This window comes from Rhodococcus sp. MS16, assembly GCF_013277795.1.
Taxonomy (GTDB): Bacteria; Actinomycetota; Actinomycetes; order Mycobacteriales; family Mycobacteriaceae; genus Rhodococcus_F; species Rhodococcus_F globerula.
On sequence record NZ_VBTM01000014.1, the window covers coordinates 1 to 17,265 of the forward strand.

Sequence of the window (17,265 nt, forward strand, 5' to 3'; positions counted from 1 at the left end):
CCACTGATCCGGAAGTGACGACGACTACCGATCCGGTCGTAACGACGACTACCGATCCGGTCGTAACGACGACTACTGATCCAGAAGTGACGACCACGACTACCGATCCGGTCGTAACGACGACAGACTCGACGGAACCCGGGGAGCCGAGCAATTCGACTGAGGTGTCGACAAGTGCTGAGGCAACTACAAGTTCAGAACAGTCCAGCGAAACTTCGGTGGCGGCGGCTCCGGCCGGACCGGAAAATCCTCAGGGCCCGTCCGCCGAAAGTGGGTCGCCGGTGTCCGGGCCGTCCGGCGGCGTAGGCGGCGCCGCCACACCGGCAGCACCTCAAATCTTGGCTGCACCGGCACCGATCGCTGCTGCGGTGCAAACGGATGGCCCGAATTCCTCGGCTTCGGCACAAAGTGACGACCCGCAAGCTTTCCCAGTGGTCTTCACCTCAGGATTGCCACCAATTCAGAATGCTGCTGCGGTGGTAGGTGGCCTCGCGGGAATGACGTTGGTTGCGGCGGGTGCAGGCGCATTGACGTTCAGGGGCGCTTCGATGCAGAAGGCTCGATTGGCAGCGGCGCGGGCTGAGTTCCTGGCACCCCGATCAGGAAGAGGTGTGTAGGACAGTGCCGACAAACAGGCGTTCGCATCGTCGAGTTCTTGCTGCGGTGGACGCGGTGTGTGATGCTGCTGCGTCGTCGGAGGCGGTGAATTTGTTGACGGTGGTGGAGGCTGTGGCGCTCGAGCGTGAGCGGCCGATCGAGATCGATCTGCAGACTCCGTTGGCGACGGGTGTGTGCGGTCAACGGCGCGCGTTCGACGATCATGACGTTATCGTTCTGGCACCGGGCTTACCCAATGTCGAGCGAACTCTTGCACATGAGTTGGGGCACATCGTGTTTCGGCATGAAGGGGCGGAGATCGCGGAGGCGACGTTGGAAGCCAGCGATGATCTGATCGCGTACATGCTCAGCCAGCGATCGCTGCGCCGCAACGAGCCGGTGCCGATGGATGACCTTGCAGAGTGGGAAGCGGAGACCTTTGCGTCGATGCTGTTGATGAGGTTGAAGACGATGAGCGGTCGTGGGACCCCGTTGTCGGTGCTGCGGTACGACGAGGCGATCGGATGATCGCTTGGGCAATTGCCTTGGTGGTGTGGATCGCAGCAGGTGCAAGGCTTGGGCGCGTGGTGGCGCGAGTTGCCACGCCGCTGCGTACGGCCATGGTTATCGCCGGATTCGGTGTTGCGTTGATGGCTACGGTGCTTGTCCCCGGGGTGTGGGACATCGTGGACAGAATTGCGCCTGATCAGCACTTTTCAGCGATGGTTGTTGTCGTGTTGTGGGTGTTCTTGTCGGCAGCAAGCGCGGTTGGCGCGGTGTCTGCGTGGCCTGTGATGACGCGTTCTGCGATGCGCGTCGTGGCAATCGTGTTGTATACGGTCGGCTTGCTTGTGTCGATTTCCGTGGGCGTCGGTTATCCGATGCCGGCTTTGCTCTTTGTGGTTGTCGCGCTGGCGTTGGTTATCTCGACCGGACTGCGGCACGTTGCGTGGGCGCCGTTGGGCCGCGGAATCGGACTCATCGTCGTGGGTTCGATGATTCTGCTGATTGTTGTCGTGGTCATGCTGGTCGAGTCGGTGCGTGGGGCGAACGCACTCGAGTCGGGGATCTGGTCCGGCGCCGGCGTGCAATTCGTATCGGTGGCGGGGTTGCTGATCGCGCTGGGCATCACGTGGATGTTGACCGAGACATGGGTTCGAGCGCGCTTGGACCTGAAGCGTTTAGGGGGCATACACGGTCTGCTGGTGAAGCGATTCCCGGAGGTTGTGGATGTCGACAGTGCGGCAACTACAACAGTGCTCAAGGCGTCGGACATGATCGCGCAGATCATGGACGCCATGTACATCCAGGCAGGTGCCGGGTTGTTCGACGTCGGTGGAAGGGAGCCGCCGAGGTCGCTCGCCACGCATTCCGAGATATTGACGGAGTGGATTGTGAATCCACTGGAATCAGATGTTCTCGATACCCGTTGGATTGCGCCTCCTGACGGTATGTCCGCCAGGAGATGGGTCTTGGTTCTGGCTAGGGACTACGAAAAGTTCGAAGCCCAGCCGAATACGACAAAAGCAGGCCGATAGGTGTCGATCGACCTGCTCAGTGTCGTCTAGGGACAGCCCTAGCCTCGCGTCAACGTGACGCGTCTGGTGGGACTTCGGGTAGTCCTTCGCTTGCACGGAGCTTTTCGGCCATAGTCGTGAGAAGGTTCTGCGACTCTTCCGACAGATCGAACGCTCGGCTCGACAATCGACGCAGACCGTAACCCTGGAGCTGTGCGAGCAGTTCGAGGTCGTGATCGATCTTCGCGGCGTAGATGTCGTTGAAGAAGTAGTCGGGCTTCACCTTGAAGAAGCGCGCAAAAGCAGCGACAGTCTCGTCCGACGGGTTGGTGCGTTGTCCCGAGCGGAGCTGTGAGATGTACGGCTTGGAGATCTGGTGGCCGTCCTCGATCAACGCGGAGGCGACCTCGGCGTTGGTGTGGGGCTTGCGCCCGGGAGGATGGACACTGTCGAACAGTTTGTTCAGTCGTTCTGCAAAGTCAGCCATTGTGAACCGCCCCGTAATCCTCTCTATCAGCGATTGTTCGTTCAGCGAATCCCACGATATCACGCGGATAACCGATTGGTAGCTCGCTGTAGTCCATTCGGTGGGCTTTGGGTGCAGGGTTGAGTTCGGTATTTATGGGAACTCGGGGGATGCTTCCGTCGAGTTCGCGGGTAATTTCGGGCCGCTCGATATCGCAATAGGACCAATTATGTGGGCAGTAGAGACCTACCGCAGTGCTGCATATTGTCACCATAACGAACCGTTTACCCGTTTTGCCTGCAGTAGCTATACGTTAACCCGGTTTTGGTGGTTCTTACTGTGTGAATAATCGCAGTTCAGGCCTCGGTCGACTCCAGTTCACCTCTGGAGTGCGTATTGTCGGGACCTTTGCCCCGATTTGCTCAAATGTGGCACGAAGTTTGTCGGATACGGGGTGTCTGTGGCTCGTCGTAACGACGTTCGCCACTAGCCATGGCCTGATAGTTGGCGCAAGATTGTGACATGAAACACATCATGAGTGACGAAGAGTTACGCCGGGCGATTCGCGCGCTCCAGGATCGTGCCCTCGATGCGCGCAAGCGTGGAGACCGCGACGCGGCAGACGAAATCGAGCGCACCATGCGTGACTACCAGGATCAGATGGCGCAACGCCTGTAGCGCAGCTGGGCCGAGAACTTCGGCTTGGAATGAAGCGGACATAACCCCTGCCGGTAGATGCTGCGTGCGTACACTTCCCTGCATGTCCACAGTGCTACCGCGGGGGAGTGTAAAGCCATGTCGATAAGGTCGCTCGATGGAAAGAAGTGCCTGATCACGGGTGCGGGTAGCGGTATCGGTCGAGCTACAGCGATTGCGGCGGGCGCTGGCGGGGCAGAGTTGTTTCTCACGGATATCAACGGTTCCGGTCTTGATGAGACCGTCGAAATGGTGTCCTCGGCCGGCGGTACCGTCAGTGTGGCGGAGGCATTCGATGTTTCCGATTACGACGCCGTTTCCAAATTCGGCGCAGAAGTGGCCGAGCAGTTCGGATCGATGGATGTCGTGATGAACATTGCAGGCATATCGGCCTGGGGAACAATCGAGAACCTCGAGCATCGTCACTGGCGATCAATGGTGGACGTCAATCTCATGGGTCCCATTCATGTCATGGAGACGTTCATTCCGCCGATGATCCGCGCCGGAAAGGGCGGTCATCTGGTCAATGTCTCGTCGGCCGCCGGCCTGCTGGCTCTGCCCTGGCATGCGGCATACAGCGCCAGCAAGTTCGGGCTACGAGGCGTTTCGGAGGTACTTCGGTTCGATCTGAAGCGTCACGGCATCGGTGTGAGCCTCGTTGTTCCGGGTGGGGTGAAGACTCCATTGGTGGGCACCGTCGACATCGCGGGCATCGATCGGGACGACCCGCGAGTCAAGTCATTGGTGCATCGCTTCGAGAAGCGTGCGGTTTCGCCGGAGAAAGTGGCGGAGTGCATTGTCTCCGGTATCGAGAAGAATCGATATCTGGTCTATACATCCAATGACATCAGGTTCGGTTATTGGTGGGCTCGTAAGTTCTCTCCGCCCTATGAATTTGTTATGCAGAAAGCGAATGACCAGTTCGCCAAGCTGTTACCGCGCTCGTAATTAGCTGCCTTTCAGAACCAGTGCCAACTCGCATAGGGACCAAGGTCACCAAATGTCAAAGAGTTTTCGATTTGGTATCGAATTCAACTTTCCGCCCGAGAAGGTTCATGCGGCATTGACAGATACTCGGTATTGGATGATCAGACTTGGCGACCTGTATTCCAAGGCAGTTATCGAAGACGGAGGCGGAGCGATAGCGGTGTCGCTAACCGACGAGCTCGAATCGTCGGCACTGCCGGGGTTGGTTGCAAAGCTGGTTCCGGACCGCCTCGGTGTCGAGCGAGCCGATCGGTGGGGTCCGCTATCCGACGGCCGGGCGGTCGGATCGGTGACCGGGAGAGCGCACGGATTGCCTATTCGTATCGAGGTCGACCTGGAATTGGCCGAAGCAGGCGACGCTCGCTCCGTGCTGAACGTCGACGGCTGGGCAGAGGTGAAGATTCCGGTTCTAGGCGGCCAGATCGAAAGGCTGTTGAAGAATATGGCTCAGGATCTGTTGCGCCGCGATCACGACGCCGTCGAAGCGTTCCTACTCAATCCGTGAAAGAGCGTTAATCGTCGACGCGCTGGAGCTCGGCATGCAGATGATGAGTGAGCGGTGTCTGATCGTGTGCCATCCAGATGTCGTACGTCAGTGTGTCTTCGTGAACCCGCACTACGCGTCGCACATCGGTGACGGGCTTGGAATCCGGTGACGCCGCAAGTGTCAACAGTGTGAAGGCAAGAGTGCCCTCGGCGTCGATGCTGCCGCGGTGGATCTCCACAAAACCGGTCGGCTGGGTGATCAGCAACTCGAGCTTGTTGCCGGGGACCGGGCGCAGGTATCCAGATTCCATGTGAAGTGGGCGGCCGTCGGGCAAGCCACGTGTGCGTGAGCTGTACGTCAGGAACGGTTTGGGGGTCGGAGCGAAGACGATTTCCTCGGAGTACTCGAAATCGTCGATCGTCGGAAAGTGTCCGCTACCGGTGCCGGCCCAGCGTCCACGCAACAACTCGACCCCTCGGTGTTCGTTCTCGGGTCGCTGTGGTGCCGTCATGGTGGTTCCTCTCACTGGTGTCGGCCATCAGATTACGCACCGACGGGAATACTGTTTATCCATGAACGGTTCTGGATCCGTCTCGCTCGGTGTCGACTCCGAGGTAGGTAGGTTGCGTTCGGTCATCTTGCATCGTCCCGGCGACGAATTGAAGCGGCTCACCCCGCGAAACAACGATCAACTGCTTTTCGACGGTTTGCCGTGGGTTGATCGGGCGCAGGACGAGCACGATCAGTTCGCGTCGGTGCTGCGTGAGCACGGTGTCGAGGTTCTGTTGCTTGCGGACCTGCTCGCCGAAGCCTTGACGGTCAGTGGTGCGGCCCGGATTCAAGGAATCTCGGCTGCGGTGGACACACGGAAGATCGGGCACTCGCTGGGGCAGCATCTGTCGTCGTACCTACGCAGTGTGCCGCCGGCGGAGTTGTCGTCCATCCTCACCGCCGGTATGACTTTCGACGAACTCCCGATCGACGCGTCGTCGACGTCGCTGGTGCGGCGGATGCACCACGGCGGGGATTTTGTGATCGATCCGCTGCCCAATCTGCTGTTCACGCGTGATTCGTCGTTCTGGATCGGGCCGCGGGTGGTGATTACGTCCTTGGCGTTGTCTGCGCGGGCGCGGGAGTCGTCGATCACCGATCTGGTGTATGCGCATCATCCTCGGTTTCGGGGGGTGCGGCGGGCGTACGAATCGCATACCGCTCCGGTCGAAGGTGGTGATGTGCTGCTACTCGCTCCGGGCGTGATTGCCGTCGGTGTGGGTGAGCGGACGTCGCCGGCGGGGGCGGAAGCATTGGCGCGCAGTGTGTTCGACGACGATTTGGCGCATACGGTGTTGGTGGTGCCGATCGAGCAGCGCCGCGCGTCGATGCATCTCGATACGGTGTGCACGATGGTGGAGGCCGACGCCGTAGTCATGTATCCGGCGATTCAGAACACATTGTCGGCCTTCACTATTCGGCGTGAGGATGACGGCGTCAGCATACGAGGTGCTGACCCGTTCCTCGAGGCTGCCGCCGACGCGATGGGGATCGGGAAGCTGCGGGTCATCGACACCGGATTGGACACGGTGACTGCCGAACGTGAGCAGTGGGACGACGGAAACAACACTCTGGCAATTGAACCCGGTGTGGTGGTCGCATACGAGCGCAATGTCGAGACCAATGCGCGGCTGGAGGCGTCGGGTATCGAGGTGCTTCGGATCGCGGGGTCGGAACTGGGATCCGGCCGGGGTGGCCCCCGGTGCATGTCCTGTCCGATCGCCCGCGATCCGTTGTGATGCCTAGAGGATTTCTTCGACCTTGTCTGCCGGGCGGGCGAGGACAGTGCCCTTGTCAGTGACGACAAAGGGGCGTTCGATGAGAATCGGGTGTTCGATCATGGCGTCGAGGATCTTGGACTCGGATGCGTCGGCGAGCCCGAGTTCCTTGTACTGCGATTCACGCTTACGAACTGCCTGGCTGGGAGTGAGGCCGGCGTCGGAGAGGAGTTTTTCCAGTTCCGAACGGGTAGGCGGTGTATCGAGGTACATGACGACGGTCGGTTCGATGTCGTGTTCACGTAGCCGGGCGAGAACAGTTCGTGAGGTGTTGCACCGTTGATTGTGGAAGATCGTTGCAGAGGCCATGGTCGTCATTGTGCCTGGCGTGATCAGCTGCCCGGTCGGGAAGTGGGAACAAACGGCCCCTTCCGGTGCGCTGGACTGAAGTACCGACGTACGAGGAGTGGATGATGACGGAACATCGAAGTGTCGACGAACGGCGAGTGGCGATTGCCGGAGGTCACGGCAAGATCGCGCAGCACCTCATATTCTTGCTGGCCGGACATGGTGATCGGCCGGTTGCGCTGATCCGCAATCCGGATCACGAGGGTGCGGTCCGAACGTTGGGGGCATTTCCTGTAGTGATCGACCTGGAAACGGCTACCGTCGACGAACTCGCGAAGGTGCTGGCCGGGTGCGATGTTGCAGTTTTTGCGGCGGGAGCCGGTCCGGGGAGTGGAATTGCGCGTAAGGACACAGTCGATCGGGCGGCAGCGGTACGGCTTGCCGACGCGGCGGAAAAAGCGGGTGTTCGTCGTTTCATCCAGATCAGTGCGATGGGCGCCGGCGAACCGGTTGCGGAGGGGACCGACGAGGTTTTTGCCGCGTACCTCGAAGCCAAGACGGCCGCCGAGGACGATCTGCGTTCTCGCACGGGCTTGGAGTGGACGATCATTCGTCCGGGGCTTCTCACCGATGACGATCCGATCGGTGAGGTAACTCTGGCCGAGCCTCCGGTTGCGCGTGGATCGGTCAGTAGGGCTGATGTAGCGGCGGTGATCGAGGCGTTGATCGATGCGCCCGCGAGTGTCGGCAAGACGTTGGTTCTGACGTCCGGCTCCGATCTTGTTCGCGACGCGGTTGATGCCTTGTGATGACCGGTATCGTGATCGACCAGGGTTCTTCCGTGGCGCCGTACGACCAACTACGCCAACAGATTATCGAACAGGTACAGACCGGGGGGCTGATAGCGGGGGCCAAGATTCCCACGGTTCGGGCGCTGGCAACGGACCTGGGTTTGGCGGCGAATACCGTCGCAAAAGCGTATCGGGTGCTCGGCGAGCAGGGGGTGATCGAGACCCGCGGGAAGCAGGGCACCTTCATTGCGTCGGGAAGTGATCCGGTACGAGCGCAGGCGGAGCAGGCGGCGACGGCTTTCGTGAAAGATGTGCGTGCGCTCGGATATTCGGATGACGAGACACTGACTATGGTCGAGGCCGCATTGAGAGGCGCGTGATGCAGCCTTAAGTTGACGCTTCAACTTAAAGCTGTCAGGCTTGCACCATGAATTCGTCGATCGTCCGTGACCTCGGACTCCTCATCGCTCGCATCGGCCTTGGCATCATCTTCATCGCCCACGGTTGGCAGAAGTTCTTCACGTACAAGATCGCCGGAACGCAGGCGTCATTCGAAATGATGGGCGCGCCCCTGCCCAAGGTGTCGGCGATTCTTGCAGCCACGATCGAACTCGGCGGCGGAATCCTGCTCATTGCCGGCGTGCTGACTCCGCTTGTCGGTGTGCTGCTGTTCCTCGACATGGTGGGCGCCTTCTTCATCGTCCACTCGGGCAACGGCATTTTTGTCGACGCGGGTGGCTACGAACTGGTACTTGCGCTCGGTGTCGGCTCGCTGCTGATCGCCACGATCGGAGCCGGTCGCATCAGCGTGGACGGATTGATTGGCAAAGGCAACGGTTGGTTGAAAACCGCAGCGTAAGGAGTATTTCGGGGCGGGTCCGGCAGGTGTCGGGCCCGCCTTCGCTATTGCTTTTGTTCGCGCGAGTGACCAACGTATTGTCCTATGGTGACGAAATCTGATCCTTCCGAGCAGAATTCCGGTGCCAACGAGGACCGACCGACGAATGGGTTCACACGAGTAGGTGTGCGAACCGATTACGTGGTTTTTTCCGTAACGGCAGTGGCGGTTTTGGCAATTCTCGTGTGGGGCCTCGTTGCCCCCGACAATCTGAACTCGGTGACGGGGAGCATTCTCGACTGGCTCGTCGTCAACATCGGCTGGCTCTTCGTTCTCGCGGCGTCGGCTTTTGTGCTGTTCTCCATCTACCTCGCCGTCAGTCGGTTCGGAGACATTCCACTCGGCAAGGATGGTGAGAAACCGGAGTTCCGGACCGTCAGTTGGATTGCGATGATGTTCAGCGCCGGAATGGGAATCGGCCTGATGTTCTTCGGTGTCGCCGAACCATTGGCGCACTACGTCAATCCACCACCTGGCACCGACGGCGGTATCGGAACCGCTATGGCAACCACCATGTTCCACTGGGGGCTTCATCCCTGGGCGATGTATGCCGTTGTGGGCCTTGCCATTGCGTACGGATCGTATCGGCGTGGACGCAAGCAGCTTTTCAGCTCGGCTTTCATCCCACTGCTCGGGCGTCGGGCTGAAGGTCCGATCGGCAAGATCATCGATATTCTTGCCATCTTCGCGACTCTCTTCGGCACGGCCGCATCACTGGGACTCGGCGCCCTGCAAATCGGCTCGGGTTTCCAGGTGGTCGGGTGGATGCAAGAAGTGAGTGTCTTCCTCCTCGTTTCCATTGTCGCGGTGTTGACCCTGGCCTTTGTCGCATCGGCAGTCTCGGGCGTTTCCAAGGGAATTCAGTGGTTGTCGAACATCAACATGGTGCTCGCGTTGATCTTGGCGCTCTTCGTGTTCGTACTCGGCCCGACAGTACTGATCCTCAACCTTCTGCCCACCACCATCGGCGCCTACGCGTCGGACCTCGCCCAGATGTCGGCTAGGACCGGAGCGTCGTCGAATCCCGAGACAGGAGAGTGGCTGTCGTCCTGGACCATCTTCTACTGGGCCTGGTGGGTGTCCTGGACACCGTTCGTGGGAATGTTCTTGGCGCGCATCAGTCGTGGGCGCACTATCCGTCAGTTCATCGTGGGTGTCATTGTCGTGCCGACGACGGTGAGTCTGTTGTGGTTCTCGATCTTCGGCGGTGCCGGGATCGGTGAGGAGCGAGACGGAATCGATCTCGCGAGCCGGGGTTCCGAGGAAGCTCAGTTGTTCGGGATGCTCGACAATCTCCCGCTCGCGGGCGTCACGACCGTCCTGGTCATGCTGCTCGTAGCGGTGTTCTTCGTCTCGGGCGCAGACGCCGCGTCGATGGTGATGGGCACTCTCTCGCAGCGGGGAACTCTCGAGCCGAGTCGGTGGGTCGTGGTGTTCTGGGGTGTGTTGACCGGTGGCGCCGCGGCGCTATTGCTGTGGACCGGCGGTTCCGAAGCGCTCGAGGGCTTGCAGACGATGACGATCATCGCGGCCGCGCCATTTGTCGTCGTGATGATCGGCCTGTGCTTCTCGCTCTACCGAGATCTGTCACACGACCCGATCATCGTCGCTGCCCGAGAACAGAAACGAGCGCTTCTCCAAACCCGACGGGTCCGACGAGGCACTCGCGCTCGGCGCGATACCTGAGCTATTTCCAGCTCGGCAACCACAGATGGTTCTGCCACGATTCCGGAGTGATCGGCATCGCGGTCAAGATGGGCCACAGGTAGACGAAGTTCGCGACAACCAGCCCGATGTACAGGCTGACCGCGAGCAATCCCGTGGTGCGTCGCTCGACGGAATCCGTTGCCTTGCCAAGTACGTCACCGAGTGTCAGCGCAAATCCCATGACCATGAACGGTGCGAGCGCAACGCCGTAGAAGAAGTACATCTGACGGTCCATCGTGGCGAACCAGGGGAGGTAGGCGGCGGCGTATCCGGTGAGAACAACGGCATAGCGCCAGTCACGCCGAACGAACGTCTTCCAGATCGCCCACGCCAACATGGGCAGCGCCAGCCACCACATCGCCGGCGTGCCGATCAGCATGATCGCCTTGACGCAGGTGGCCGCCCCACAGCCCGTCACCTGCTCGCCGTCGGCGTAGTAGTAGAGCATCGGACGAAGACCCATGGGCCACGTCCAGGGTTTCGATTCCCACGGGTGGTGGTTGCCCGCGGAGTTCGTCAGGCTCGAGTGGAAGGTGAGCACGTTGCCGCTGTAGTACCAGAGGGAACGCAGCGCCGACGGTATGAAACTCCACGTTCCGCCCTCGCCGATCTCGTTGCCGACGGCATGGCGATCGACGCCCGTCTCGCTCGCAAACCAGGCCCAGTAGCTGGCCAGGTAGACGCCGATCGGGATGACGACCAACGCGTACAGAGCGGGGCCGATGTCGCGGATCGCGGTGCCGAACCATGGCCGCTGCACACGGTAGGCGCGGCGTGCGGACAGGTCGAACGCGACGCTGAGGAGTCCGAAGAACAAGATGAAGTACATCCCGGACCATTTGGTGCCGCAGGCCAATCCGAGCAGGATGCCGGCGCCGAATCGCCACCACCGGAATCCGAGCCGTGGACCCCATTCGGAATCGCCGATCCGACCCTCGGCGTAAGCGGTGGCCATCCGTTGCCGAACCTGGTCACGGTCGACGATCAGGCAGCCAAGCGCGGCGAGAACAAAGAATGCGAGAAAAATGTCGAGCATGCCCAGGCGGGACGAGACGAACGTGACTCCGTCGACGATCAGCAGAATGCCGGCAATCGCGCCGATGAGCGTCGAACGTGTCATCCGTCGAACGATCCGAATGATCAGCAGCACCATCAAGGTTCCGACCAGTGCCGACGAGAACCGCCAACCCCAGCCGTTGTAACCGAAGATCGCTTCACCGATTGCGATCATCTGCTTGCCGATCGGCGGGTGCACCACCAATCCGTAACCGGGGTTGTCTTCGATCCCGCCGCCTGTGAGCACCTGCCAGCCTTGCGGCGCATAGTGCTTCTCGTCGAATACGGGAGTGCCGGCGTCCGTGGGATAGGCGAGCATCGTGAACCGGGTGATTGCGGCGATCGTGGTGATCACGGCGGTGACGATCCAGCCACGCAACCGGTCCGTGGGGCCGAAGTCCGGGGCGGGTACGAGCGGCGCTGGACTACGCACTACCCGATCGCCACTGGCGGGCGTTGGCCGCTCGTCCGTCTGCACAGTCACTCGGCAATCGTAGGCTGTCAGGTATGACTGGTCGCTTGGTACTCGCCGCAACACCCATGGGAGACGTCGGTGACGCGTCTCCGCGTCTGCGCGACGCTCTCGCAACCGCCGACGTCGTGGCGGCCGAGGACACCCGACGCACCAAGTCGCTGGCCTCGGCACTTGATGTCACGATCACCGGAAAGGTGGTCAGTTTCTACGATCAGGTGGAGATTGCGCGACTTCCCGCGCTGGTCGCCGACGTTGCCGACGGCAAAACCGTCCTCCTGGTGACCGACGCCGGTATGCCGTCGGTCAGTGATCCCGGATACCGCCTTGTTGCTGCATGTGTGGCTGAGAACTTGAAGGTCACCTGCCTGCCTGGCCCGTCCGCAGTGACTACTGCCCTCGCGCTGTCAGGGCTGCCCGTCGAGCGCTTCTGCTTCGACGGTTTCCCGCCGCGCAAGGGTGGACAACGCAAGACCTGGTTCGCGGGACTGCTCACCGAGCAGCGCGCGTGTGTGTTCTTCGAGGCGCCGCATCGCCTGGCCGATTGCCTGGCCGACGCCGTCGAGGTGCTCGGCCCGGACCGGCGCGCTGCCGTTTGCCGCGAGTTGACCAAGACCTACGAAGAGGTGAAGCGCGGAACTCTCGGCGAACTCGCCGCGTGGGCTGCCGAAGGTGTGCGCGGCGAAATCACAGTAGTGCTCGAAGGTGCTGTTCTGGTGGCCTCCGATCCGGCCGATCTGGTCGAGGAAGTGGAACGCCTGGTCGAGGGCGGAGCACGTCTGAAAGACGCGTGCGCCCTCGTCGCCACCCCCGGTGTGTCGAAGCGCGAACTGTACGAAACGGTGCTGGCTGCTCGTAAGGACTAGCGCTGGGCTAACGGCGCACTGCCGGTGCTCCCGGCCGGAGGTTGGCGTCGTCGGCAGCCGCTTGGCCGGCGTGCCACCCTTCGGCGTCGACGGACCGTCCGCGAGCTTTGCGGGTTCGCGGGAACAACCGATCGAATTCGGTGTCGACGGCAGCCGACGTGGTAGCGAGAATCGGCAGGAGATCGGCCACATCCATCGACGCGGCGTCGGCGGCTTCTGCGGTGGCTTTGGTGCCGGCGTCGCGGAGACGTTGACCGATTCGATTGGCAAACCCGGTGAGGAAGCCCTTGCGGAACGACGTGGTTCTGGAGCCGCCGCGATTGCTGGTGTCGGCGAATTGCATTGCGCGGGTTGCCTGCACGAGTAGCGACGTGAAGAGCATGTCGACCTGCTGGAGATCGACGGGCGTGCCGATGACCGTGGCGATGGACACCTCGCTGAACCACACGGCGCGCACGCGGTTGGAATCACCGATTGCAGTGAGGAGATGGACTTTCTCCTTCACGTACGGGTTGTCGAGGTGGATGCGACGCCCGTTGACGGCGGTATCGGTGATGCCGGTGCGATTGTGCAGAAGTGCCGCATCGATGGCGTACCGCGTCATCAACTCCTGCGCCTTCTCGGTGAAGGATTCGGCCTCTTCGGCGAAGTTGGTGGCCTCGGCTTTGGCGAGTAATCCACGAATTCGCTTGAGTACCTTGGCGTCAACTTCAGCGCCAGTGCCCGCGTAACTGGTGTCGGTGCGCTGCGGCGGCCAGGTAGACGGCGGCGCGAGCAACAGATTCCACGGCGCGAGTCGCGTCCAGTGCAACGACACCTCGGCAATTTGGGAGACGAGGAAATAGGGATCTTCGAACAGGAGTCCGGCCGCGAGGGATCGAAAAACGTCCTCGTCCAGAGTGATTCGTGACGCGATGCGATCGGCATTGGGGAACTGCTCACGAATGGACGCAAGTTGCCCGACCCATTCGAGGGGTGCGCGGTCGGCGGCCCTGGTTCGGGCGGCGTCGAGTAGGACGGCGGTGGCAACAAGATCGGCGTTCGAGGGATCTTTGCTGCGACGGGCAAGGTGAACAAGATCGGCAGGTTGCCACCCTCGTTCGTAGACGCCGGCAAGTTCGGTGATCAAGGCCTCGGCAGCTGCGACAGATTGAGGACTGACTTCGTGAGAGGACACGCGGGTTCCGTTCCATGGCAGCGTCTGCGAGGAGGCAGCGGCTCGAAAGTATGTTCTATCGGGTGTCATGGACGCAGTGTGCACGTGGGGTCCGACACAACTGGCTCAGGCCAGATGCGGCGGACCCCACGAAAGGCGTCACACGGCTACGTCACTCGTCGACGAAACGAGGGAAAACAGGTGCCGGAGCAGGCAGTTTACGGTTCGCGTCGATGCGTACCGCGATGTCGGTGAATTGACGGCTCTCTTCGCTCTGGCCAAGCAGATCGAGGATCCGCGACGCCGCGTCGGGCATGACCGGCTGAACGAGAATGCCGACGATACGGACCACTTCGATCGTCACGTAGAGGACCGTTGCCATACGTGCCGGATCGGTCTTGCGCAGGACCCACGGTTCTTGCTTGGAGAAGTACCGGTTGGTCTCGCCGAGCACGCCCCAGATGGCTTCCAGCGCGAGGTGCAGAGCCTGCACGTCGAACTCGCTGCGGCACTTGGCGAGCAAGGCGTCCGCCGACGCCAGCATCGCCAGGTCGTCCTCGGTGAACTCACCGGGGGTGGGTACCTGGGCGTCGCAGTTCTTCGCGACCATCGTCAGCGAGCGCTGCGCGAGATTGCCGAGTTCGTTCGAGAGATCAGCATTCATGCGAGTCACGATCGCTTCGTGGCTGTAGCTGCCGTCCTGGCCGTACGAGATCTCACGGAGCAAGAAGAAGCGGACTGCGTCGAGGCCGTACTGATCGACCATGGCGATGGGGTCGACGACGTTGCCGACCGACTTCGACATCTTCTCGCCCTTGTTGTACAAGAAGCCGTGAACGAAGACCCGCTCCGGCAGCTCGATGCCCGCGGACATGAGGAACGCCGGCCAGTAGACGGTGTGGAACCGCGTGATGTCCTTGCCGATGATGTGCAGGCTTGCGGGCCAGAACTTCTTGAACTCCTCCGAGTCGGCGTTCGGGTATCCGACGCCCGTCAGGTAGTTGGTGAGGGCGTCTACCCAGACGTACATGACGTGGTCCGGATCGCCCGGAACCTTGACGCCCCAGTCGAACGTGGTGCGCGAGATCGAGATGTCCTTGAGGCCGCTCTTGACGAAGCTGACGATCTCGTTTCGGCGTGTCGTGGGGGCGATGAACTCGGGGTGCTCTTCGTACAGCGCGAGTAACCGCTCCTCGTACGCCGAGAGACGGAACGTGTAGTTGGACTCCTCGGTCCACTCCACCGGGGTGCCGGTCTCGGTGGACTGGCGGGTGCCGTCCTCCAGAAGCGTGGTCTCGGCTTCGGTGTAGAAGGCCTCGTCCCGAACCGAGTACCAACCCGAGTACGTGTCGAGGTAGATGTCGCCGGATGCGGCCATCTTCTCCCAGATCGCCTTGCTGGCGACCTGGTGATCAGCGTCCGTGGTGCGGATGAACCGGTCGTACGAGATGTTCAGGACCTTGTCGAGGTTCTGGAACACGTCGGAGTTCCGAGCCGCGAGTTCCCGAACGTCGATACCCTCTTTGATCGCTGTCTGCTGCATCTTCAGACCATGCTCGTCGGTACCGGTCATGAAGAACACTTCATGACCGTCCAAACGCTTGAAGCGGGCGAGCGCGTCCGAGGAGATGTACTCGTACGCGTGGCCGATGTGCGGAGCGCCATTGGGATACGCGATCGCTGTCGTGATGTAGAACGGCGATCGTTCCGCGCCTTCCGGGGCAGCGGAGTCCGGGCGCGGGGTCTGGGAGGGTGAGGCAGGCACAGTCATGGTGGGCTTACTCTATCGGGCGTGAGCAAAGACCGTCCCGCCCCCGATGCCCCTGAGCCCTTGTCGCCTCTGATCGACGCCCATACGCACCTCGACGCGTGTGGCGCGCATGACGCTGCGAGCGTGGCCGAAATAGTCGACCGAGCCGAGGCCGTCGGCGTCGGGCGGGTCGTGACGGTGGCCGACGACCTCGACGCCGCCCGCTTTGCCGTCGACGCTGCGAACTGGGATTCCCGCGTGTACGCCGCCGTCGCAATCCACCCGACCAGGGCGAACGTTCTCGACGCCGATACTCGCGCCGAGATCGAGCGGTTGGCGTCGGATCCGCGGGTCGTCGCCGTGGGGGAGACGGGCCTCGACCTTTACTGGCCCGGCAAGCTCGATGGGTGCGCCACCATCGAGGAGCAGGTCGACGGTTTCCGGTGGCACATCGATCTGGCGAAGCGGTTGGGCAAGACGCTGATGATTCACAACCGCGAAGCCGACCAGGACTTGCTGCGCGTGCTGAACGAGGAAGGCGCGCCGGAGACAGTGGTGTTCCACTGCTTCTCCTCGGATTCGGAGATGGCGCGGGCATGCATCGACGCCGGGTACGTGCTCAGTTTTTCGGGAACCGTGAGTTTCAAGAATGCGAAGGCTCTCCGTGAGGCTGCGCTATTGGTGCCGTCGGATCAGCTGATCGTCGAAACGGATGCGCCGTTCCTGACGCCCCATCCGTTCCGTGGCGCCCCCAACGAGTCGTACTGCCTCCCGTACACCGTGCGCGCATTGGCCGATATCCGCGGCGAGGATCCGGAGGCCCTGGCAGCGGCGTCGACTGCGACAGCGGAGCGGGTCTACAAGCTCTGAGCGCTATTCTGAGCTGACAGGTAACTCCGCGCCCGGGACCGTCGTGTCCCGGCCCGTCTACTGCGCGGAGTATTCAGATGAATGACTACATCTATCCCGGCGACATCTATCCCGGCGACATCTATCCCTACGACGTCGTCACAGTCCGCATCGAAACGTGGGAATTCGAGTGCTGTGTGCCGCTGCCGGTCGTCGGCGAAGAATCTTCGTGGGCTTTGCGCCCGATGCATGACTCGCTGTGGTTCGACGGGGTGATGCCGGGGAGCATCGATCACGTTCGCGTCGAGAAAGTCCCGAGCCACTTTCGGGGAATGCCGTCGCTGGTTAGTGGTAGTCGCGGATGGATGGAGACGGCCGTCGTCGTTGAGTTGGCTGTTCCTGCGAGGGCGTGAGGGCGCACAGCTACACCGAGCCGACGCCGGTGGAATCCTCGGTCGAGATCCTCACCGTTCACATCGACATGGGTGAAATCGAATGTTGCGGGCCATATCCGGTTGTCGGAGACGAGTGTTCGTGGACGCTGACTCCGCGCGCCGACACCGGCAGGTTCGACGGTTGGGTTCACGGCGGGATGCCGGCGTCAGGAGTTAGGACCGCAGGTGTAGTCCTCGGGATCCTTGTGGTCACGACGACGTACGAGGAAGTCGGAAGTCCACGCGTGTGGTTGCCCGTCGCAGGCAGTGAGACCTATCGACGGGTCGCTGCGAGTCCTCGGTGGTTCCGGAGGTTCGGTGATTTCGACGTCGGTCCACAGAACCGGATCGAGACCGGTGTGGTCGTCGAGTTGGCCACCCCCTGTGCGCCTTTCCGGTAGTCGGCGCTACCAGAAAGG

20 protein-coding genes and 1 pseudogene are annotated in these 17,265 nt (G+C 61.5%); 15 read left to right on the plus strand and 6 right to left on the minus strand.

Features of this window, described 5'->3' with window-relative positions:
- The 3 genes and pseudogenes from FEZ60_RS25275 to FEZ60_RS25285 form a co-directional block, all read left to right on the plus strand.
- Positions 1 to 617, plus strand: a pseudogene (locus FEZ60_RS25275) (hypothetical protein); the annotation flags it as partial.
- Positions 618 to 663: 46 nt separating this feature from the next.
- A complete protein-coding gene (locus FEZ60_RS25280) occupies positions 664 to 1,125 on the plus strand; it encodes an ImmA/IrrE family metallo-endopeptidase (RefSeq protein ID WP_045069236.1) in 462 nt (153 codons plus the stop codon).
- Positions 1,122 to 2,135 (plus strand): hypothetical protein, encoded by a 1,014-nt coding sequence (locus tag FEZ60_RS25285; protein WP_033234243.1) that lies wholly within the window; start codon positions 1,122 to 1,124, stop codon positions 2,133 to 2,135. Before FEZ60_RS25280 ends, FEZ60_RS25285 begins: the two co-directional genes overlap by 4 nt.
- A gap of 49 nt (positions 2,136 to 2,184) precedes the next feature.
- On the opposite strand, the gene FEZ60_RS25290 is transcribed toward FEZ60_RS25285, so the two are convergent.
- Positions 2,185 to 2,601: a helix-turn-helix transcriptional regulator gene (locus tag FEZ60_RS25290; protein ID WP_033234244.1), complete on the minus strand. Its 417-nt coding sequence runs from the start codon at positions 2,599 to 2,601 to the stop codon at positions 2,185 to 2,187.
- Positions 2,602 to 3,102: 501 nt separating this feature from the next.
- Here FEZ60_RS25290 and FEZ60_RS25295 point away from each other — a divergent pair.
- The 3 genes from FEZ60_RS25295 (at position 3,103) to FEZ60_RS25305 (ending at position 4,768) form a co-directional block, all read left to right on the plus strand.
- Entirely contained in the window at positions 3,103 to 3,258 is a 156-nt protein-coding gene (locus FEZ60_RS25295) for a hypothetical protein (protein ID WP_165826315.1), read from the plus strand.
- A 117-nt stretch (positions 3,259 to 3,375) separates the two neighbouring features.
- Positions 3,376 to 4,224 carry an SDR family oxidoreductase gene (locus tag FEZ60_RS25300; RefSeq protein ID WP_033234245.1) on the plus strand — a complete coding sequence of 283 codons (849 nt, stop codon included), beginning with the start codon at positions 3,376 to 3,378 and terminating at the stop codon, positions 4,222 to 4,224.
- Between the two features lie 52 nt (positions 4,225 to 4,276).
- Positions 4,277 to 4,768, plus strand: a complete 492-nt coding sequence (locus FEZ60_RS25305; RefSeq protein ID WP_033234246.1) for a DUF2505 domain-containing protein — start codon at positions 4,277 to 4,279, stop codon at positions 4,766 to 4,768.
- 7 nt (positions 4,769 to 4,775) lie between these two features.
- On the opposite strand, the gene FEZ60_RS25310 is transcribed toward FEZ60_RS25305, so the two are convergent.
- The gene (locus FEZ60_RS25310) at positions 4,776 to 5,261 is read right to left on the minus strand and encodes an FABP family protein (protein ID WP_045069243.1); all 486 of its coding nucleotides are present in this window, start codon (positions 5,259 to 5,261) and stop codon (positions 4,776 to 4,778) included.
- A gap of 61 nt (positions 5,262 to 5,322) precedes the next feature.
- On the opposite strand from FEZ60_RS25310, the gene arcA reads away from it, so the two are divergent.
- On the plus strand, positions 5,323 to 6,540 hold the full coding sequence (arcA, locus tag FEZ60_RS25315; RefSeq protein WP_033234247.1) for an arginine deiminase: 1,218 nt from the start codon (positions 5,323 to 5,325) through the stop codon (positions 6,538 to 6,540).
- Between the two features lie 3 nt (positions 6,541 to 6,543).
- On the opposite strand, the gene arsC is transcribed toward arcA, so the two are convergent.
- A complete protein-coding gene (gene arsC, locus FEZ60_RS25320; protein ID WP_033234248.1) occupies positions 6,544 to 6,897 on the minus strand; it encodes an arsenate reductase (glutaredoxin) in 354 nt (117 codons plus the stop codon).
- Positions 6,898 to 6,992: 95 nt separating this feature from the next.
- On the opposite strand from arsC, the gene FEZ60_RS25325 reads away from it, so the two are divergent.
- The 4 genes from FEZ60_RS25325 to FEZ60_RS25340 all read left to right on the plus strand — a co-directional run bounded on the left by FEZ60_RS25325 (position 6,993) and on the right by FEZ60_RS25340 (position 10,242).
- A complete protein-coding gene (locus tag FEZ60_RS25325) occupies positions 6,993 to 7,676 on the plus strand; it encodes an SDR family oxidoreductase (RefSeq protein ID WP_033234400.1) in 684 nt (227 codons plus the stop codon).
- Positions 7,676 to 8,038, plus strand: a complete 363-nt coding sequence (locus tag FEZ60_RS25330; RefSeq protein ID WP_172937369.1) for a GntR family transcriptional regulator — start codon at positions 7,676 to 7,678, stop codon at positions 8,036 to 8,038. Before FEZ60_RS25325 ends, FEZ60_RS25330 begins: the two co-directional genes overlap by 1 nt.
- A gap of 47 nt (positions 8,039 to 8,085) precedes the next feature.
- Positions 8,086 to 8,517: a DoxX family protein gene (locus FEZ60_RS25335; protein WP_033234250.1), complete on the plus strand. Its 432-nt coding sequence runs from the start codon at positions 8,086 to 8,088 to the stop codon at positions 8,515 to 8,517.
- Between the two features lie 84 nt (positions 8,518 to 8,601).
- Positions 8,602 to 10,242, plus strand: coding sequence for a BCCT family transporter (locus FEZ60_RS25340; RefSeq protein WP_045069245.1), 1,641 nt, complete (start codon positions 8,602 to 8,604; stop codon positions 10,240 to 10,242).
- Position 10,243: 1 nt separating this feature from the next.
- Here the strand turns inward: FEZ60_RS25340 and FEZ60_RS25345 are convergent, their stop codons facing one another.
- Positions 10,244 to 11,803 (minus strand): phospholipid carrier-dependent glycosyltransferase, encoded by a 1,560-nt coding sequence (locus tag FEZ60_RS25345; protein WP_033234252.1) that lies wholly within the window; start codon positions 11,801 to 11,803, stop codon positions 10,244 to 10,246.
- 23 nt (positions 11,804 to 11,826) lie between these two features.
- Here FEZ60_RS25345 and rsmI point away from each other — a divergent pair, with 23 nt between their 5' ends.
- The gene (rsmI, locus tag FEZ60_RS25350) at positions 11,827 to 12,657 is read left to right on the plus strand and encodes a 16S rRNA (cytidine(1402)-2'-O)-methyltransferase (RefSeq protein WP_141486342.1); all 831 of its coding nucleotides are present in this window, start codon (positions 11,827 to 11,829) and stop codon (positions 12,655 to 12,657) included.
- Between the two features lie 7 nt (positions 12,658 to 12,664).
- Here rsmI and FEZ60_RS25355 read toward each other — a convergent pair whose 3' ends face one another.
- A complete protein-coding gene (locus tag FEZ60_RS25355) occupies positions 12,665 to 13,834 on the minus strand; it encodes a DUF2786 domain-containing protein (protein WP_287160186.1) in 1,170 nt (389 codons plus the stop codon).
- Positions 13,835 to 13,985: 151 nt separating this feature from the next.
- A complete protein-coding gene (gene metG / locus FEZ60_RS25360) occupies positions 13,986 to 15,584 on the minus strand; it encodes a methionine--tRNA ligase (protein ID WP_095888448.1) in 1,599 nt (532 codons plus the stop codon).
- Between the two features lie 21 nt (positions 15,585 to 15,605).
- Here metG and FEZ60_RS25365 point away from each other — a divergent pair, with 21 nt between their 5' ends.
- The 3 genes from FEZ60_RS25365 to FEZ60_RS25375 all read left to right on the plus strand — a co-directional run bounded on the left by FEZ60_RS25365 (position 15,606) and on the right by FEZ60_RS25375 (position 17,247).
- Positions 15,606 to 16,433, plus strand: a complete 828-nt coding sequence (locus FEZ60_RS25365) for a TatD family hydrolase (protein WP_033234256.1) — start codon at positions 15,606 to 15,608, stop codon at positions 16,431 to 16,433.
- 77 nt (positions 16,434 to 16,510) lie between these two features.
- Positions 16,511 to 16,825: a hypothetical protein gene (locus FEZ60_RS25370; protein ID WP_202026513.1), complete on the plus strand. Its 315-nt coding sequence runs from the start codon at positions 16,511 to 16,513 to the stop codon at positions 16,823 to 16,825.
- Positions 16,822 to 17,247 (plus strand): DUF6578 domain-containing protein, encoded by a 426-nt coding sequence (locus FEZ60_RS25375; RefSeq protein ID WP_172937371.1) that lies wholly within the window; start codon positions 16,822 to 16,824, stop codon positions 17,245 to 17,247. The genes FEZ60_RS25370 and FEZ60_RS25375 overlap by 4 nt, the downstream gene beginning before the upstream one ends.
- Positions 17,248 to 17,265 lie beyond the last annotated feature (18 nt).

Excerpts from the sequence above, each read along its gene's own strand:
- FEZ60_RS25285 (WP_033234243.1), top strand. The coding sequence starts at position 1,122 with ATGATCGCTTGGGCAATTGCCTTGGTGGTGTGGATCGCAGCAGGTGCA.
- FEZ60_RS25290 (WP_033234244.1), bottom strand. The coding sequence starts at position 2,601 with ATGGCTGACTTTGCAGAACGACTGAACAAACTGTTCGACAGTGTCCAT.
- FEZ60_RS25295 (WP_165826315.1), top strand. The coding sequence starts at position 3,103 with ATGAAACACATCATGAGTGACGAAGAGTTACGCCGGGCGATTCGCGCG.
- FEZ60_RS25300 (WP_033234245.1), top strand. The coding sequence starts at position 3,376 with ATGTCGATAAGGTCGCTCGATGGAAAGAAGTGCCTGATCACGGGTGCG.
- FEZ60_RS25305 (WP_033234246.1), top strand. The coding sequence starts at position 4,277 with ATGTCAAAGAGTTTTCGATTTGGTATCGAATTCAACTTTCCGCCCGAG.
- FEZ60_RS25310 (WP_045069243.1), bottom strand. The coding sequence starts at position 5,261 with ATGACGGCACCACAGCGACCCGAGAACGAACACCGAGGGGTCGAGTTG.
- arcA (WP_033234247.1), top strand. The coding sequence starts at position 5,323 with ATGAACGGTTCTGGATCCGTCTCGCTCGGTGTCGACTCCGAGGTAGGT.
- arsC (WP_033234248.1), bottom strand. The coding sequence starts at position 6,897 with ATGACGACCATGGCCTCTGCAACGATCTTCCACAATCAACGGTGCAAC.
- FEZ60_RS25325 (WP_033234400.1), top strand. The coding sequence starts at position 6,993 with ATGACGGAACATCGAAGTGTCGACGAACGGCGAGTGGCGATTGCCGGA.
- FEZ60_RS25330 (WP_172937369.1), top strand. The coding sequence starts at position 7,676 with ATGACCGGTATCGTGATCGACCAGGGTTCTTCCGTGGCGCCGTACGAC.
- FEZ60_RS25335 (WP_033234250.1), top strand. The coding sequence starts at position 8,086 with ATGAATTCGTCGATCGTCCGTGACCTCGGACTCCTCATCGCTCGCATC.
- FEZ60_RS25340 (WP_045069245.1), top strand. The coding sequence starts at position 8,602 with ATGGTGACGAAATCTGATCCTTCCGAGCAGAATTCCGGTGCCAACGAG.
- rsmI (WP_141486342.1), top strand. The coding sequence starts at position 11,827 with ATGACTGGTCGCTTGGTACTCGCCGCAACACCCATGGGAGACGTCGGT.
- metG (WP_095888448.1), bottom strand. The coding sequence starts at position 15,584 with ATGACTGTGCCTGCCTCACCCTCCCAGACCCCGCGCCCGGACTCCGCT.
- FEZ60_RS25370 (WP_202026513.1), top strand. The coding sequence starts at position 16,511 with ATGAATGACTACATCTATCCCGGCGACATCTATCCCGGCGACATCTAT.